The sequence below is a fragment of the Neolewinella aquimaris genome (assembly GCF_014197245.1).
Classification (GTDB): Bacteria; Bacteroidota; Bacteroidia; order Chitinophagales; family Saprospiraceae; genus Neolewinella; species Neolewinella aquimaris.
Genome location: NZ_JACIFF010000001.1, coordinates 264,947 through 279,144, shown reverse-complemented (window position 1 = coordinate 279,144; position 14,198 = coordinate 264,947). Strand labels below are relative to the sequence as shown.

Genomic DNA, 14,198 nt, shown 5'->3' with positions numbered 1-14,198 from the left:
TCATTGATTCTTATTTGGCGTCCAGAAGAAACGGTCGAAATCCTTGCTGAAGGTCAGTCGCCCGCCGTAGCGAAGGACGTTGCCTCCCACGAGAATGTCGCGGTCCCGGTCGTTGAAAAATTTCAGTCGGAAGGTGCCGTCGTCGTTGATGAGGTACTCGGCGGTAATGTTGTCCAGGTAGGTCTGCTGGGTACCGGCTGCCTCGTCGGCGGCGTTGCCGGCAACGCCATCTACACTGATGACTACCCGGTCGTCAAACAGGGTCTTCCGTAAACTTACCCGAAGGTTGGTGTTGGTCTGACCGTTCGTTGCCTGGTAGCTGTCCAGACCGAAATCGAGTTCAACGAAGCCGACGTATTTGTTGGCCAGGTTATTCAGGTATCCTCCCAGCGCATTATTGAGGGTGGTGTTGACCAGACTGGTACCGTCTCCTCCGCCCTGGTCGATGATCGGGATATTAAATCCGTCAAAGGCCAGCAGCTGAAAGGTCGTAGTAGTCAGTCGGCTGTCGTCCTGCCGCAGTGCGGAAAGTGCGTTGGACACGGAGCTAAGTCCGAGGTTGCCGTAGACGCCCTCCGGGTACTCGACGTTGGTGGTCAGTTTGCTGTTCGTAAGCTCCCCTTCCAGTCCGATCAGGGCGTAGAAGGTTTGCTTTCGCCTCAGGGTGCCGGCATCGGAAACCGATCCTCCGCTCATCGCTTCGACCAGCGGGAGCGGTGAAGTCTTGACGGCGTACCGCACGGTGACATCGAGGATCGGATTCTGAATGTCCCCGTTGAAGGTCACGGTGCTCCCCTTCACGATATCCAGTTCCTTATTGATGACCTGGTAGATGAAGTCGTAGCGCCCCTGTACTACTTCGACCCGCCCGGTGGCCTCCTGACTACCGTCCGGATTTATCTTTAGCGTCAGATTGCCTTCGGCCCGTCCGACAAAGGTTTGACCGGTGGCCGGATCGACCACCACGGTGACCGATAAGTTGGGCTTAATGTCAAGGTTGATGGTCATATCGATCCCAGTGCGTGCGGACACGAGCGAATCGGTGTTGATGGTGGTATCCCGCCGAATGATGTCCCCCCACTGGTACTTTTCCTCGAATTCGATGATGCCCTCGTTGTCGACCAGGCCCTCGGAAGGGACGGAATAGATGTACGTAATGTCCGAGCCGTCGTTGGTGGTTGCGTCTACATTGAGCACGGGAAGGGTGGCGGTACCGCCTATCTCGACCCGTGCGTCGACCGACATGGTTCCGTAGTAGTCGGGATTGTCGTCGTCGGTGGAATTGATGGCCGTAAAGTCCTCGGCTACCAACAGCATATCGAGCCGGATGTCGCTCAGGCTATTGAGATAGATGTCGCCGGTCAGTACGGCATCGTTGTTCTTGGTATCGTAGATACTTAGTCCGTCGGTAAAGGTGATGCGCTGACCGGTGAAGGTGATGGGGTTTTCACCCATACGGAACCGCTCACCCAGCAGACTGATCACCAGGCTAGCTTCGCGGAAGGCCACGCTGCCATCGAGAACGGGGGCGTCGATAGTACCCGTCAGGTCAATTTGCCCGGTAAGGTACCCTTCGGTGTCGGTGAGGTATCCCAGGCTGAATGGTTCGGCACTCGACAACTGAAACCGTTGCAAATCGATCAGGAGATCCATCGGGCCGTTCAGGGCGTAATCGCCGGTGACGGTCATTTCGTTGCCCTCATCGGTGAGTGCCACGTCAATGTTGTAATTCTGCTCATCGCCGCTCGTCACCCGGGCGGTCACGTCTCCCACTACGGTTCCCGTCCAGGACAAGTCTTCAATCGTCAGATCGGTTTGAATCCCCAGGTTCGACAGGACGTTGTCCAGGCCTACCGTCCCGTTAAGAATGCCCCCCAGTACTTCCTCCTCCGAGAACAGCAAACGACTCGGAGTATGCAAATCGAAGTTTTCGAACTCGATCCGGACCTTGTTCGAGTCGGCAGATTGCGCCATCAGCGACTGGGTCTGGTGCCGGAGGGAAAAGTTGTTGATGATCAAATTCGGCCCCGCCAGCGCAATCAGGTTGTTGGCGGGGACCATCCACGTATCGAAATTCAGGATTTGCTCTTCCTCTAGCTGCACCGTCAGTGAATCACCCTCCTGATCGATGTAGGCACCGAGATAGTGGCGCAGGCTGTCCGCCTCGGTATACAGTTTGAGTTCCACCAGCAATTGCTCGTCGATGGTCTCTGCGGATATGACCGTCCGCCCGAGCTGTACCTGGTCGTTGTAGTTCACATCCCCCCAGTCGGCGGTGAAATTCAGTGAAGAGGTATCACCGATGGCCTTCATGTGCAGGTCGCGGGCTTCGATGCCGGAGAACACTAACTCGCCCAGATTCAGGTTGAACAACAACTCCGGCTGAGCGTCGCGGTAGAGCAACGACATATTCATTGGAGACAGTTGGGTCAGCCCATCCACCAAGCCACCGGTCAGCACCTGCGGACGCTTTAGGTTTAGACTGACGTCCATTGAGTTGCCGTCCTCCACGGGATCGGGCTGCCGGACCGAGGGGTCCCAGTACCCGATCAAAAATTGGGTCAGCTTCTCCGGGGTTTTCAGGGGATCGAAACGACCCACCACATCACCGTCGATGACGTCCGAGCGCAGGTATATCTTGTTGTCCCAGTCGTGCATGGAGGCCGTCAGCAACAAGCTGTCGACGTAGCTGCTTCCCGTCTCGCCGCGCAGGATAAAGTCGTCCAGGCGGAAGAAAGCATCCAGTGCATACGGATCGATTCCCTCGCTACGGGCCACGATGTCGCCGGAGACTTCCATACGTTGGGAAGTAAGTCCCCATTTCCGCAGCTCGATCCGCTCCACGTCCACCAGACCTTCCACGAAGACTGTACTATCAGCGTTGATCAGGTACTTCCCGCTTCCCCTCACCAACATATCGGGATGCTTCACGGCAAACTCGCCGGAGTAACGGGAATCGGTAACCAATGCAGTAAGATCGAGCAGGGAATCCCCGTCGGCGTAAGTGACCATGGCAGCAACATCCAGATCCATCGTGGGCTCAAGCTTTCCGGTTACCTCGGCATTCACGTTCAGGGGACCGAGTTCGAGCTTAAGCAAAGTGTCACGTAGCGGCCCGATGAACAAGTCGGGTATGCTGATGCCGGTTAAATTAGCGGTTACGTTGAGGTCTTCGGGGTTGTACCTCCCACTCAAATCCCAGTTTCCGTTCGAGGTTTCCAGGGGTACGTCGAAGGTCATATCGGTGAGCGAACCGGATATATGGGCATTCCGAATGCGTAGATCGGGAAGATTGACGTTGGCCGGCAGCAGGCTATCGGGCAAAATGCTCCGTACGTCGGCAATGTTTATGCCGAGGTCGCTTACTTCCAGATCCAGTGACAGCTTATCCGGATCCATGGCATTGCGCACGTTGCCGTTGATGCGGGCGTAGGTGCTGTCGCCGGGTAAATTGAGTCGCAGGTTAACGTCCAGGTTCTCCATCGGGCCGGTCACCGAGCCACTCCCCCGTACGTAATCCGGGAGAGTATAGTCTTCGGGCAGGGTGCCGGGGGGAACATAGGCCAGTATCGTGGCCCGGGTAGCCAGCAGCGTATCCAGCGTTACGTCAAGCCGGGTGCGGGGAAAGGCCGTTACACCATTTACGATGCCACTGGTCCTTACGCGGCTGTTCAGGCCGTTGCCGAATACCCGATTCTCCAGCGCGTACAGGTCGAGCACGAGACGATCGTTCCGGTATTCCGCCCTGCCCTCCGCGATGATCCGTTGCGGCCAGTCGATGCCGGGCGGCAGGGTGCCCTGGGGTAGGAGCGGCAGAAGGGGGCCTGGCGTGATGCTAAATTCCCGTAGGAACAATCTGCCCCCTACCCGCTCCGTGTCCAGAATATTCATGGCCGATCCGCTAGCGCGTACTTTAATACCGGGCCCATCGATTTGTATCCGGCCGATCTCCAGTTGCGCAACGGTGCCGTCCGCCCGGAGGGAAAAGTTGATCTGCTGCCCGAGATTGCTGTTGATAATGGATTCCGAGGCCAGGTCGGGCGCGATGAGCGCAATGTCACGCATTCCTAAATGACCGTCGAGCTGCGCCCGGGCCACCATTTTTTCCAGGTCGGTGGACGCAAAGTCGTACTTGATCGCCGTATCGTCGCTGCGCAACGCGCTGTTCGTAGTCTCCAGCACAAAATTCTGTAGGCCTAGAAAGGAAGGATTGTACACCACGGTACCTTCGGTTTTAACTACTTCCAGACCGCTCTTTTCGCGCGCACTCAGTTGGCGGAGACGCAGGTGCAATGAATCGACGATGTAAGCAATGTCGGTGGCTTCGGCCTCTACCGCGCTCAGAGCCAAATGGTTGTAGTCGATTCCCGGACCCTCCAAGGGCGGTGCGGGGGTGTCCATCCGCAGTGCGAAGTCCCGCAACTGAAACAGTTCGCCCCGAAAGGCCATGCTGTCGCCCATCGTAAGTTCGGATCCTTCCAAGTTGACGTAGGGGAGCTCCGTTGCGATATCCAGGCTGTCCATGCTCATCTGGAATGCACTCTCCGAAATGGTGAGCCTTCCGGCAACGAGTTCGATCGGAACGGTTTCCGCGGTCGTATCGACCGGCGTGCTGCTTTCACCGATGGCAACGGCGATGTCCGTTCCCTCAAGGTCCACGTAATCGATGTCAAAGCGCATCGCATTCAGGTCGGCCTCGTTGATTTCGGCCTGCAAGGTACGGGCGGTCACGTCGGCGAGTATACCGGCGGGATCGTCTTGGTAGTAAATGTCCGCATTGGTGAGCGAGAGCGACGCGCCGTTCAGATCGATCAGCCAGCCACCGGAGGTGGCTGCTACTGAATCGGCCGCGGGAGAATCGGCCATGGCCACGGTGTCTACCGGTAAGAAGGCATCAAGCAGGAACTGGATGTTGCTGCTCGAATCCGTCGTGACGACATTAGCGTATACATCGTTGATCTCGACGTCGGTAATTTCGGCCGTCGACCTGACGAGCGACCACATATTGATTCCCAGACCCAGGTGGCCCAACTTGGCGATGGTGTCACCGGCCGGGTTGTTGATGTACAGGTTGTCGACCTCCAGGCGGGAAGGAAATTTGATGCTGATGTCGCCGATACCCAGGTCGGTCTGCAGCGTAGACTGTGCGATCTTCTCGATCTCGGTCGTGATTTTTCGCTGAACGAAGGGCAGTTGGATCAACAAAAACAGCAGCACGATCAACCCCAGCAGCGAGGCGACGAACCAAAAGATGAATCTGCCTACTTTCTTACCTGTACTTGCTGCCAAAGGGTGAAATACTTGTTTGGGGTTACCGCCTTAGAACCGGGGATGTTTTACTAGGTTCGGTATTCCCCGGTTCGGCATACCGAAAGTTAGCGGACACCACAAGCCGACCGATTTCAACCCGACCGCTCCGCCCACAATACGTTCTGTCCCTTCCTCGTTCATTGCGCAGTTCGGGCGGTGATCAATGTCTTGATGACAGCTGATGGCGCCCACTCACTTTATCCTATTTACGCGGGTACCGGTGATCACATTTTTTATACCGGCTGCTACCACCCCCCGTAGCGGTCAGACCCGTACCCGCATTCATTAAATCCGTATTCCAGATGACAACGTTTAATTTGCCGAAACTTTTTGCACCGGCCTTATTCCTTTTCCTGCTGCTGCCCTCCTGTGAAAAGGAAGAGTCCAGTACCGAGGCCAAGGGAGAATTCTCCATGGAAATCACCGATGCACCCATTGACGACGCCAGCGTAAAGGCGGTCTTTGTCACCGTAACCGATGTACGGCTCGACGGAAATTCCGTCGAGGGCTTCAATCAGACTACCGTAGAACTGTCCTCCCTGACCGAAGGAAAAACCGCCACTCTGTTCACCGGCCAACTCGACGCCAAAACCTATTCGAGTATCGACTTAGTCCTCGAAGACGGAGACGTAAACGGTCAGCCGGGCTGCTACCTGCTGAACCAGGACAACGAAAAGGTCGCCCTGGAGGTCGCGAACGAAGGCGTGATCCGCATCGAGAACTCCACGACGGAAGTTAAGCAGAACAGCGCCGTACAGGCCGTGGTCGACTTTGACCTGCGCAAGGCGCTGATCCGCACGGAAGGCGCAAGCGAATCCTACCGCTTTGCGGGGGAAAGCCGGCTCCAGAGCTCGGTCAGAATGGTGCGGCGCGACCAGTCGGGCACCCTGAGCGGCACGGTGACCAACTCCACTTCCGAAGACGGCACGATCGTGGTCTACGCTTACGAAAAAGGCACCTACTCCAGCCAGGAAGCCGAGGGGGAAGAGAACAGCCGGTTTCTCCGGGCCGTATCGAGCACGACTGTGAAGGCCAGTGGCGACTACACCCTCGCCTTTCTGCCGTCCGGCACCTACGAGTTGGTCGCGGTGTCTTATAAGGACACCGATAGCGACGGCAAGATCGAGATGCGCGGCACCTTCTCCGCCAGCGCACTTGCGGGCGTTAACCTGCTCGGGCTTAGTGTGAATGCCTCCAGCACCACCACCGCCGACTTCACGCTTACTTCACTGATCCGCTAGGAGCGGAACCTCCGAGGGGACTGGTACGGCTAATCGATGCGCAGTACCAGTCCCTTTAAATATTCCCCTTCCGGGTGGAAAAGGTTTACCGGGTGGTCCGGCCCCTGCCCGAGACGGTGCAGGACCTGCGCCCGCCGCCCCGATTCGAGTCCCGCCGCTACAATGGTATCGTAGAAAAGCTGACGGTCCACTACCCTGCTGCAGCTGAAGGTAAACAGCAGCCCCCCCGGTTTAATGGCCTCAATCGCCCGGGCATTTAATCTCTTATAGGCCTGCACGGCCTTGTGGCGACGGTGCTTGTTTTTAGCGAAGGCCGGTGGGTCTACCACGACGATGTCGTAAGACCGAGGTTCCGCGTTCTCCTTCAGCCAATCCATTACGTCGGCCGTATGCGCTTCGTGTGCGGCTTCGAATTCCCCGTTGCGGGTGACGTTTTCGGCCGTGAGTTCCGTTGCCTTTGCACTTAGGTCGATACTTTGCACCTGCGCGGCGCCGCCCAACAGGGCATACACGGAAAAGCCCCCCGTGTAGCAGAACGTGTTGAGGACCCGCCGGTCCCGGGCGTAACTACCCAGTAACCAACGGTTTTCGCGTTGGTCCAGAAAAAACCCGGTCTTCTGTCCGCCCGCGATGTCTACGTGGAAGCGACGGCCGTTTTCCAGCACGACAACCTCATTCACGGGATCGCCCGCCAGGGTACTGTCCGCGGCCACATAGCGTTCGGGGAGCACCCCACTACTTTTGTCGTATACGGAAGTGATCACCCCCGGCAGAAGATTCAGCAAGGCCGCGGCGATCGCTTCGCGCTGATGGTGCATCCCAATGCTGTGACATTGCACCACCGCAACCGAAGCGTAGCGGTCGACAACCAGGCCCGGAAGCTCATCGCCGGCCCCATGGACGAGCCGGTAAGCATTGGTTAGCGGATCCTCAGTCAGCCCCAGGACGCCACGTAGCTCGATCGCGGCGGCAAGTTGACGGGTCAGGTGATCCTCGGGCATCTCCGCCTCGCCGAAATAAAGGAGCCGGACGCGAATGCTTCCCGCCTGGTAATGACCGACGCCCAGCTGTTTGCCCTGGTGGTCAGTCACCCGAACGGTATCTCCGTCAGCCACGCCATCTTCCTCCTGCTTAACGGCACCCGAAAACACCCAGGGGTTGCGCCGCTGGATGGCGCCTTCGCGGCCTTTGGAAAGTGTGATCGTACGCATAAGGGAGTCGGCTTTAGGCCGCAAAGGTAACCACCCGCCGATGGGCGCTGGCACCGATACGGTGACGTCCGAAAAAGCTCCGCAGCGATTTCCTTCTCCAGCGTCGAATAAAGTCGCAACTTGCGGCATCGACTACCTCATCATCGGTCAGGGACTGGCGGGTACGCTAATCGGTTACCGCCTGGAAGCTGCGGGTCACCGGGTGCATTACCTGGATGCTCCCGAGCAGACCGCTGCTAGTAGCGTCGCCGCGGGAATCATCAATCCCATTACCGGTCGCCGCTTCGTAAAGAGCTGGCGCATCGACGAGCTGCTGCCCGAAGCCCGGCGCCTGTACGGAGAGTTGGAAACCCTCCTTGGGGTGAAATTGTGGCACGATACACCCCTGGTGCGAACCCTTTTCAACCGCGGAGACGAGAACGACTGGCTGGCGCGATCGGCCGATGCGGGCTACGCCGACTACATGGAGGATCACCCCGCGCTCGGGCGCATCCCGGACGTCACGGTGCCTGCCTTTGCTTACGCCTGCGTCCGCCATAGTGCCCGGGTGGACGTTAGCCTGCTCGTATCGGCCTTCCGCGATCGGATTTCCGAGGAGAACCGGTTCATCGCGGGGTCCGTAGACTACGACCGGCTTCCGGACGGCTACGACCGCATTATTTTCTGCGAGGGCTGGCGCTCCCGGTTCAATCCTTACTTTGACTTTGTTCCGCCGGGTGGGAACAAGGGGGAGGTACTGTTCGTGACAACGGCCGAGGCACCGCTCGATCGGCTGTTCAAGCACCGCGTGTTTCTGGTTCCGCAATCGGATCAATCTTACTGGATCGGGGCCACGAGTGAAAATAACTTTACTGACGACCTGCCGACGCCGGCTGCGCGGGAATACCTCACGGACCGTCTGCGGGAAGTCATGACGGTACCCTTTACCATTACGGATCACCGTGCCGCTATCCGGCCGACCGCGCGCGACCGCCGAATGGTAATCGGCAGCCACCCCGAGCGACCGCGGTTGTACATTTTTAACGGGTTGGGGACGAAGGGAGCTTCGCTGGCTCCGCTGGGTAGTCGGTGGCTGCTCGAACTACTGGAACACGGTCAGGCCCCGCCGCACGAGGTAGATGTACGCCGGTGTCTTGACCTGAAATAGCGTCGGCTTCATTATTTTTTAGTGATTTCATCCCCCCGAAAGCATTTCCGGCAACATAAGTTGGCCACTCCAGAACCATTCTTCTCAAATTTGAGTTAAACCCCTACGGTGGACCGCGTTGCTTATTATCGGTGCGCCATGCCTATGTTTTAACACGCCCACCCGGACTCCTGGGACCAGGAGTCGTCCTTTACAAGCCATTTTCAACACCACATTTGTATGACCAATGCTACCACCCCGGCGGGTGGAACGCACGGTACCCTGGCCGCCAGCCGGCCTTACGATATCGTCGTGTTCTGTCACCTGCGCTGGGACTTTGTCTACCAACGCCCCCAACACATCATCAGCCGCCTGGCCCAGCGCAAGCGTGTACTGCTCGTCGAGGAACCCTGGCACCGGCCGGAACAGTCCGGAAGCTCGCTGCGATCCGTTCAGGAGGGGCTTGATGTCCTCCAGCCCAACGTGACCGATATCGGCCAGGTGGGGTCAATCGTGACCGAATACGCCGGCACCGGAGCGTCCGTTGGCTGGTTCTATTCACCTGCCTTCATCGGAGTGCTTACCGAGCTGTCGTTCGACCAGGTAGTCTACGACTGCATGGACGAGTTAAGTCTGTTCCGCGGCGCGCCGGCCCAACTGATCGAACAGGAAAGGATGCTGCTGCGGCGTGCGGACGTAGTGTTCACCGGGGGCAGGTCCCTCTACGAAGCGAAAGCGGAACTCCACGACGATGTACACTGCTTCCCCAGTTCGGTGGACCAGGACCATTTCGCGCGTGCGCTGAAGGGGTTACCGGTACCCGACGATATGGCCGCGCTTTCCCGACCGATCGTTGGCTACTTCGGAGTTATTGACGAACGCATTGACCTGGCCCTGCTGGACGGTACGGCCGAACTTCTCCCCGACGTGCAATTCGTGATGATCGGTCCCCTGGCCAAAATTTCACCGGACGATCTGCCCCGCCGGTCTAACCTCCATTACCCGGGGATGCGCGATTACCAGCAGCTCCCCAACTACCTGCAGTGTTTCGACGTGGCGATGATGCCCTTTGCCCTGAACGACGCAACGAAGTTTATCAGTCCTACCAAAACCCTGGAGTACATGGCTGCCGGTCGGCCCATCGTTTCCACCGCCATTCGGGACGTAGTGAGGGAATACGCCGACGTCGTTCAGATCGTCAACAGTCCAACATCCTTTGCCGAGGCCGTACGCAGCGCGCTGGCCGAGGCTTCCGCCCCAGATTACACCGCCATCCTAACCCAAACCTCCTGGGACGCCACCGTGCGCCGCATGGAATCCATCATCGCAAAACAACCCGCGTGAAACATTCTGACATTGTGATCATTGGTGCCGGGATTTCCGGTGCCGTCCTGGCCGAACGCTACGCCTCCCGGGGCAAGCGGGTCACCATCATCGAGAAACGGGATCATATTGCCGGCAACTGCTACGACTACGTCGACGACAACGGCATTCTCGTTTCCAAGTACGGAGCCCACCTTTTCCACACCAACTACGACGACGTATGGGCGTACGTAAACCGCTTCAGCGAGTGGTACCCGTGGGAACATAAGGTGCTGGCCAAGGTCGACGACAAACTCGTGCCGATCCCGGTCAACATCACTACCGTGAATACTTTATACGGGCTTTCCATCAGCAACGAAAGCGAGATGCGCGAGTGGTTAGAGGCCGAGCGGATCGACATTCCGGACGCCGCTAATGGCCGCGATGCCGTACTGCACAAGGTGGGGGAAGACCTGTACGAAAAAATGTTCCGTCACTACACCAAGAAGCAGTGGGACAAGTACCCCGAAGAGCTGGATGCATCGGTGCTGAATCGCATTCCCGTGCGGACCAACTTTGACGATCGCTACTTTAGCGACCGGTACCAGGCCCTGCCGAAGGGAGGCTATACCCGCTTCTTCGCCGCCCTGCTCGATCATCCGAATATTGAAGTCCTGCTGAATACGGATTACTTCGATGTGAAGGACCAGATCGGTCGGCCCGAAAAGCTGTTCTACACCGGTCCCATCGATCGCTTCTTCGAGTTTAAGCACAGCCTGACCGAGAAGCTGGAGTACCGCTCCATCAACTTCGTGTCCGAAACTGTTGAGTGTAAGGAATTTCAGGAGAATTCCGTGATCAACTACCCCGGTCGCGAAGTAGACTATACCCGCATCGTCGAGTACCGCCACTTCGGTAACCAGACGGGTCCGGCCGTGACCACCATCGTCAAGGAGTATACCACCGACGAGGGTGATCCCTACTATCCTGTGCCCAACGCCCGCAACCAGGAAATTTACGAGCGCTACCGGAAAGAGGCGGAAGCCCTGGAGGACGTGTATTTTGTGGGACGTCTGGCAAATTACAAGTACTTCAACATGGACCAAGCGTTCAAGAACGCCCTCGATTTGTTCCAGCAGTTGGAACCGAAGCAACTGAAATCCATCCCCACGACGGCGGTAAAGGCGATGGCCGGTTGACCCCCTTCCGCTCCTTCCTGATGGGTGGTTTTGAGTGTGCCGACCACGTCAACCGCTCCGGCGATCGCGTGAACTTACTCCGTACTACCCAGCACGACTTGCGTGCGGAGGAAGACTATACCTTGCTCGCCGGTTTATCCATCTATACCGTCCGGGAGGGCATCTGCTGGTCGGCAGTGGAAACCTCTCCCTACGTGTTTGACTTTTCGGAAGTCGGTGCAAGGGTGCTGGCGGCGCAGCGGCGGGGTATCCAGGTAATCTGGGACCTGTGTCACTTCGGTTACCCCGACGACCTCATGCCCACCCACCCCCGATTCGTAGATCGCTTCGTGGCGCTGTGCCGTGCCTTCGCCGGCTTTCACCGGAGCCTGGTGACCGATACCCTGTTCGTGGTTCCCATCAACGAGATCAGCTTTTTGTCGTGGCACTCGGGCGATATGCGGGGTACGGTGCCCTTCGCGACCCACGCGGGCTGGGACATCAAGTGGCACCTCTGTCGCGCGGCCATTGCCGGTATACAGGCGCTGCTGGAAACGGATCCCGGCTGCCGGATCCTTACCGTCGAACCCCTGATTCGGGTGCACCCTACGGAACATTCCAGTCCCGCCCACATTGCCAATCTCAACAACGATCAGTTTCAGGCGATGGACATCATTGCCGGACGCATGTGTCCCGACCTGGGGGGACAGGAACGGTACTTGGATATCTTAGGGTTTAACTACTACTACAACGGGCAGTGGACCGACGGTGTGGTGCCCCTACCCTGGCCGGACACGGAAGCGCGTCGGGTACCCCTGCACCAGATGCTGTTGCACGCCCACCAGCGGTACCATCGGCCGTTCTTTCTCTCGGAAACCGGCCACTTCGGGGATGGCCGCGCAGCCTGGCTGCTGGAAATTACCGAGGAAATCCGTTTGTTGCGGCAGCATACCGACGACTGCCTGGGGGTGTGCATCTATCCCGTGGTCGACCGGCCCGATTGGGATAACCTGACGAGCTATTCCAATTGCGGACTATACGATCTGGACGAACGGGGCAATCGCATTCCCCACCTCCCTTCGTTGCGTGCCGTGGAGGCGATGCAGCAAAAGCTTTCAACCAACCACGCCTACTGACCGGACAGCGCGCTGTTGAGCATATTCAACAGCGAACTGTCTTTGTAACGTGAGATGATCTGCCGCTGATTTTCGTTCCACGATTCACCCAGGCTGACCGGAAGCTGATTGAGCGACTGGAAGGCCGCTAAGCGGTCCTGAGGATAGTCCTGGTAGAGATTGTCGTAGTGGGTTTTGAGGTTGCCGAGCAGGCGTTGGTACTTGGTGCGAATGTCGCGTAGCTCACTTCTCACCGTTTGCATCCGCACTTCCTGCTGATCCAGAAAATCTAGCGAGGCTGCGTTCAAGTCGGGAAATTCCTGGACGATGGCGTCGTAGGATGCAGTATAGTTGATGGTATTGTCGACGATGAACTCCTTGCGGGGGCGGTCGGTAATGTCGTCGAGGAGCTGCCACTGTACTTTTTCCAGTTCGTCCATGAGGGTGCGGGCAACGAGGATGTCCTGGTTGATCTTGTTCTGCAGGTCGAGGTCCTGCCCCATAAACTGCTGTAGAATAGAGATGTACTGCTGAAACTGACGGTTTTTGAGGGAAAGCTCCTCGACCTTCCGGAGCACGTCTTCGTCGTCGATGGCTTCCAGTTTGATCTTGCTTCCGCGGTCGTCGCGGAAGTAGTGGGTTCCGTCCAGTTCGACAATATCCTGGGTACGGCCGCGGCTGTCGGCGATCGACATGCCTCCTGCGAACGCATTGCCCATCAACCCGATCAGGGTGGAGAATTTGCCCCCCAGCAGGAGGTTATCCACCGTGAGGGCGATGTCCTCAAAGTTGAACTGGGAGATATCCCGCCGCACCTGCGACAATTCGGTTTTCTCCGTGGCATCGGCCTTTTCGAGCAGCTGGGTAAAGTATTGCTGGAACTCAACCGATCCGAAGGGGTTGTAGCCCTGGGTTTTGAGTCGGGCGAGGCCGGCACTTTCTTCCCGGCCGATGAGCTCCCGTAGGACTTTATGGTAGCTTTCGATCCGTTTGAGTTCTTCGGTGTATGCCCCACGCAAGGTTCGGTAACGCTCGGGTTTGGAGCTCAGCTGATTGTCGTACTGCCGTTGGTTGCGAATGTTGTCGATGCCGTAGGGTGTGTAGGGAATGATCTCGGCGCGGGAGAGGATGAAATAGCCGGCAGTGGATTCGAAGGTGACAATTACCTCATCCACATCGACGGTCTGACTGATATAGTATATCTGACGGTAGGTATCCGCCCCGCTGAATTGATAAACGGCACGGGCCGCTTCGACTTCCTTACCGTTGACAATGGGTAAAATCGTGATGCTCCCGCTCAATTTGGGATTATCGACGAAGATGCTGGAGTCCGCCGACCCGATGAGCCGGGCATAAATGATGATCTGACCGATGTTTTCCACGGGTACCCGTAGAAAGGAGGTGCCCTCGATGGTAGTAGTATACGCTCCACTCTGGAGTCCGTAGACGCTATCGATGCGGAAGGCGTGCCGGAAATTTACCAGCCGGGAAGAGGGTTGACTGACGTCAATGACCACCTTTTCCGCCTCGTTGAACGTCTTGTGCTGGGCACCTAGTCCCGACCACCACCCCATCAGAATGGGTAAGATCAGCAGGTAAGGGAGAAGGAAGCGTTTGGTACTGTACATAGGTTAGTTGTGCCTGATCGTTTACGCAATAATGTGGCCGGTTACCGTAGGCCAGCTCGTGCGGAGCAAAAACGACCCATTTGGTGC

8 protein-coding genes are annotated in these 14,198 nt (G+C 57.6%); 5 read left to right on the top strand and 3 right to left on the bottom strand.

Features of this window, described 5'->3' with window-relative positions:
* On the bottom strand, positions 1 to 5,289 hold the full coding sequence (locus GGR28_RS01125) for a translocation/assembly module TamB domain-containing protein (protein ID WP_183493875.1): 5,289 nt from the start codon (positions 5,287 to 5,289) through the stop codon (positions 1 to 3).
* A gap of 323 nt (positions 5,290 to 5,612) precedes the next feature.
* Between GGR28_RS01125 and GGR28_RS01120 the strand changes: the two genes are divergently transcribed.
* Entirely contained in the window at positions 5,613 to 6,551 is a 939-nt protein-coding gene (locus GGR28_RS01120; protein ID WP_183493874.1) for a DUF4382 domain-containing protein, read from the top strand.
* 29 nt (positions 6,552 to 6,580) lie between these two features.
* On the opposite strand, the gene GGR28_RS01115 is transcribed toward GGR28_RS01120, so the two are convergent.
* Positions 6,581 to 7,762: a class I SAM-dependent rRNA methyltransferase gene (locus GGR28_RS01115; protein ID WP_183493873.1), complete on the bottom strand. Its 1,182-nt coding sequence runs from the start codon at positions 7,760 to 7,762 to the stop codon at positions 6,581 to 6,583.
* Between the two features lie 40 nt (positions 7,763 to 7,802).
* Here GGR28_RS01115 and GGR28_RS01110 point away from each other — a divergent pair, with 40 nt between their 5' ends.
* From GGR28_RS01110 to GGR28_RS01095, 4 genes are all read left to right on the top strand, one after another.
* Complete coding sequence (locus GGR28_RS01110; protein ID WP_221233762.1) at positions 7,803 to 8,909, top strand: NAD(P)/FAD-dependent oxidoreductase; 1,107 nt, start codon at positions 7,803 to 7,805, stop codon at positions 8,907 to 8,909.
* A 219-nt stretch (positions 8,910 to 9,128) separates the two neighbouring features.
* Entirely contained in the window at positions 9,129 to 10,232 is a 1,104-nt protein-coding gene (locus GGR28_RS01105) for a glycosyltransferase (protein WP_183493872.1), read from the top strand.
* Positions 10,229 to 11,389, top strand: coding sequence for a UDP-galactopyranose mutase (gene glf / locus GGR28_RS01100; protein ID WP_183493871.1), 1,161 nt, complete (start codon positions 10,229 to 10,231; stop codon positions 11,387 to 11,389). The genes GGR28_RS01105 and glf overlap by 4 nt, the downstream gene beginning before the upstream one ends.
* The gene (locus tag GGR28_RS01095) at positions 11,386 to 12,504 is read left to right on the top strand and encodes an amine oxidase (protein ID WP_221233761.1); all 1,119 of its coding nucleotides are present in this window, start codon (positions 11,386 to 11,388) and stop codon (positions 12,502 to 12,504) included. Before glf ends, GGR28_RS01095 begins: the two co-directional genes overlap by 4 nt.
* On the opposite strand, the gene GGR28_RS01090 is transcribed toward GGR28_RS01095, so the two are convergent.
* Positions 12,498 to 14,111: a hypothetical protein gene (locus GGR28_RS01090; RefSeq protein ID WP_183493870.1), complete on the bottom strand. Its 1,614-nt coding sequence runs from the start codon at positions 14,109 to 14,111 to the stop codon at positions 12,498 to 12,500. The genes GGR28_RS01095 and GGR28_RS01090 overlap by 7 nt on opposite strands.
* Positions 14,112 to 14,198: the final 87 nt, after the last annotated feature.

Bases quoted from the DNA above. Each gene is read 5' to 3' on its own strand.
- GGR28_RS01115 (WP_183493873.1), bottom strand. From the start codon at position 7,762: ATGCGTACGATCACACTTTCCAAAGGCCGCGAAGGCGCCATCCAGCGG.
- GGR28_RS01120 (WP_183493874.1), top strand. From the start codon at position 5,613: ATGACAACGTTTAATTTGCCGAAACTTTTTGCACCGGCCTTATTCCTT.
- GGR28_RS01105 (WP_183493872.1), top strand. From the start codon at position 9,129: ATGACCAATGCTACCACCCCGGCGGGTGGAACGCACGGTACCCTGGCC.
- GGR28_RS01090 (WP_183493870.1), bottom strand. From the start codon at position 14,111: ATGTACAGTACCAAACGCTTCCTTCTCCCTTACCTGCTGATCTTACCC.
- GGR28_RS01110 (WP_221233762.1), top strand. From the start codon at position 7,803: ATGGGCGCTGGCACCGATACGGTGACGTCCGAAAAAGCTCCGCAGCGA.